Annotated in this window: 3 protein-coding genes; all 3 read right to left on the reverse strand. The window is 33.9% G+C overall.

Annotated features, from left to right (window positions below; all coding sequences use genetic code 11):
* On the reverse strand, nt 1-1,815 hold a 1,815-nt coding region (locus ACVC2P_RS14985; protein ID WP_452599266.1), incomplete at its 3' end, for an AAA family ATPase.
* Between the two features lie 127 nt (nt 1,816-1,942).
* Nucleotides 1,943-2,098 carry a hypothetical protein gene (locus tag ACVC2P_RS14990; RefSeq protein WP_452599267.1) on the reverse strand — a complete coding sequence of 52 codons (156 nt, stop codon included), beginning with the start codon at nt 2,096-2,098 and terminating at the stop codon, nt 1,943-1,945.
* A 32-nt stretch (nt 2,099-2,130) separates the two neighbouring features.
* Nucleotides 2,131-2,331, reverse strand: a complete 201-nt coding sequence (locus tag ACVC2P_RS14995; protein WP_452599268.1) for a four helix bundle protein — start codon at nt 2,329-2,331, stop codon at nt 2,131-2,133.
* Nucleotides 2,332-2,478: the final 147 nt, after the last annotated feature.

Genomic DNA, 2,478 nt, shown 5'->3' on the forward strand with positions numbered 1-2,478 from the left:
GTTTAAGCCTTTCATGTTTGCTTTCATTAATTCCTGAAGCATGTTAAACTTGGTTTCGTAATCTTTTTTGAAATATATTTCAGGATTATCGAACCAATCTTGTTCTAAATCGAAATCGGTTAAACGCAATGATATTGCCGATTGTATATTTCTAACATCTCTTGAAGAGAAGAACGGAAATATAGTCTGAATTTCTTTATACAGGGTTGCAAAAAATTGATGATTGTTTACATTATGTTTATGTTCTGCTTTTGCATAGGCTTCTAGTACTCTTGCTTCTGAGGGTTTTTCTACACTGTTTAAAATATCCCCCATGTTTTTAGCTAAGCCTTGGTCTTGTAAAAAGGTATAATCGGTAGGTTTTACCATATTTATAAAATCTGGCATCGTGTCTTCCAGTTTGCGCCACCATAAATGATCTTGATCTAAGAAATCGTGTTCTGTTCTTGCGCCATCTATTTTAAATCGGCCTTGTACTCTAGAAATAACAGCTTTATCTAGCATTTCTGGTAGGTTTGTAAATAAACCTATAGAGCTATTACCGTAATTTACTGCATAAGCGCCTTCTGTATAACGCAAAAATACGCCTATAACTTCTTTTACACCTGCCGAAACGCCTTGAGCTGTTCGTTCTTGTAAATTATTTTCTGCATCATCTATTGGTGCAAATATTAATTTTGAAGGGTCTTGCATTGGTTTCATCCATTCTACCATTTTTTCGGCAGATCCACCTTGAAATGTACTTATTAAAGTATCTGGCATGGGGTGGAATAAAAACGGAATATCTAGATTATCGCAATGTTCTTTTAATCGCGTAGCAATTGCTGCAATAAGCATACTTTTTCCTGTTCCTGGGATTCCATAGCCCATAAATACGGGCATGAATCCTCCTAGTTCTTGAAACGGGTTTTTCTTTGCCTCGAAATCGTAACTTAACATACGTTCTGTTAAACGTCTTGCAAAGTGTTTGGCATCACGATTTCCTACAATTTGTTCGAACTTAATTTTATTAAACTCTACACTTTTTGCTGCTCCAGAAAACACATTACTCCAACCTGATATTGCAAATTCTGAGTTTTCTAATTTATAAGTACGATCTTCTATAGTTTCGGTATATTCTAAACTACTTTTTCGTAATTGAATTTCGTCTATTACTGCTTCAAAATAGACTACTGTAAAATCTATGACATCTTTATCGGACTTTATAATGTCTGGATGGCCTAAATATTTATCGAAATAGAATAAGTTACAGGCTACTCCTTTTAAAGGTGATAGAAAAGAGACTTCTGGTAAGCCTGCAAACTTTTGCTTCATCACACTTAAATCGTCTGAAGCATATGGTTTTAACGTGTGTAATATATGATAAGCTGTTGCGAATAGCATGAATGCTGTAGCAGTATGCATTTTACTCTCGAACTCTCGCTTTCCGTTAGCATCTAAAGTGCTTTTACGTTCGTTTAATGCAGATAACCCAGAGGCATCGTAATAACTATCTTTTATCCAAATCCCTAATGTTAAACCTTCTTGTACTGCATGTAAGGTTTGGTTTAATCGTAATGGTAAGGCTACTGAATCTGGTAATAAGCGCTTTTTTAATGCTAAAATGGTTTTAGACACAGAGGTAACCTCTATTGCGCCACTTCCATTATTGGCACGAGATAGATACAGTAATATCGATTCGTCTTTGGCGTCCTTATCTTTATTTTTTGCTCGCTGTCCTTGCTCCCATTGTATACTTTTTAAATAGCCACTAGCTTCTTCACGAAGCATATTTAATTCGTTTTGCTTTATAGGGAAGGTTGAGTTGTGTTCCATATTTTTTAGTCTTCAGTTTTCAGTTTGCAGTACACAGTACTGACTCCAGTTTATTTAGTTTTCAGTATTCAGTTATCAGTATACAGTGCTTACTCGAACGTGTTTTTTAACAAGGCTAACTTACTGCCTATTGCATACTGCTTACTATATCATCCTTTTTTACTCCGAATTTATCGGGATTATTAATCATATAGTTTAAAAGCTTGCCTGCTTCTATACTTTTATCTTCTAATTCTACTTTTTTATCTTTTGAAATGTATTCACTAGTGCAAAGTCTAACCACAATTGGGTTTCTGAATTTTCACTATCTGCATCTTACATTTTACTTTTAAAATGCTTTTCATATTGTCTTTTTCTATAACCTTCAGCTATTGCTGAACAAACAGCTCTACTAGAGCTATTAATTTGAGATGTTAAACTAAATAACTCTGATTTTGGAAATGTTTTAGTTATTTGGAATATATCCATAACTAGCTCAAATCCTTTTTGATATGCTAATAATGTTTTAAAACTCATTTACTTATTTTCACTATTTAACAGCCCACTACTCACTGCTCACTTAACTTTCAGATCTGCAATTTGAAACGGTGGTTTAGCTAGTTTATTCATTACTTCTGGGTTTTTATTATAGAGTAATTGAATAATTCTATGGGGTGCAAATAC

This window comes from Pontimicrobium sp. MEBiC01747, assembly GCF_053601635.1.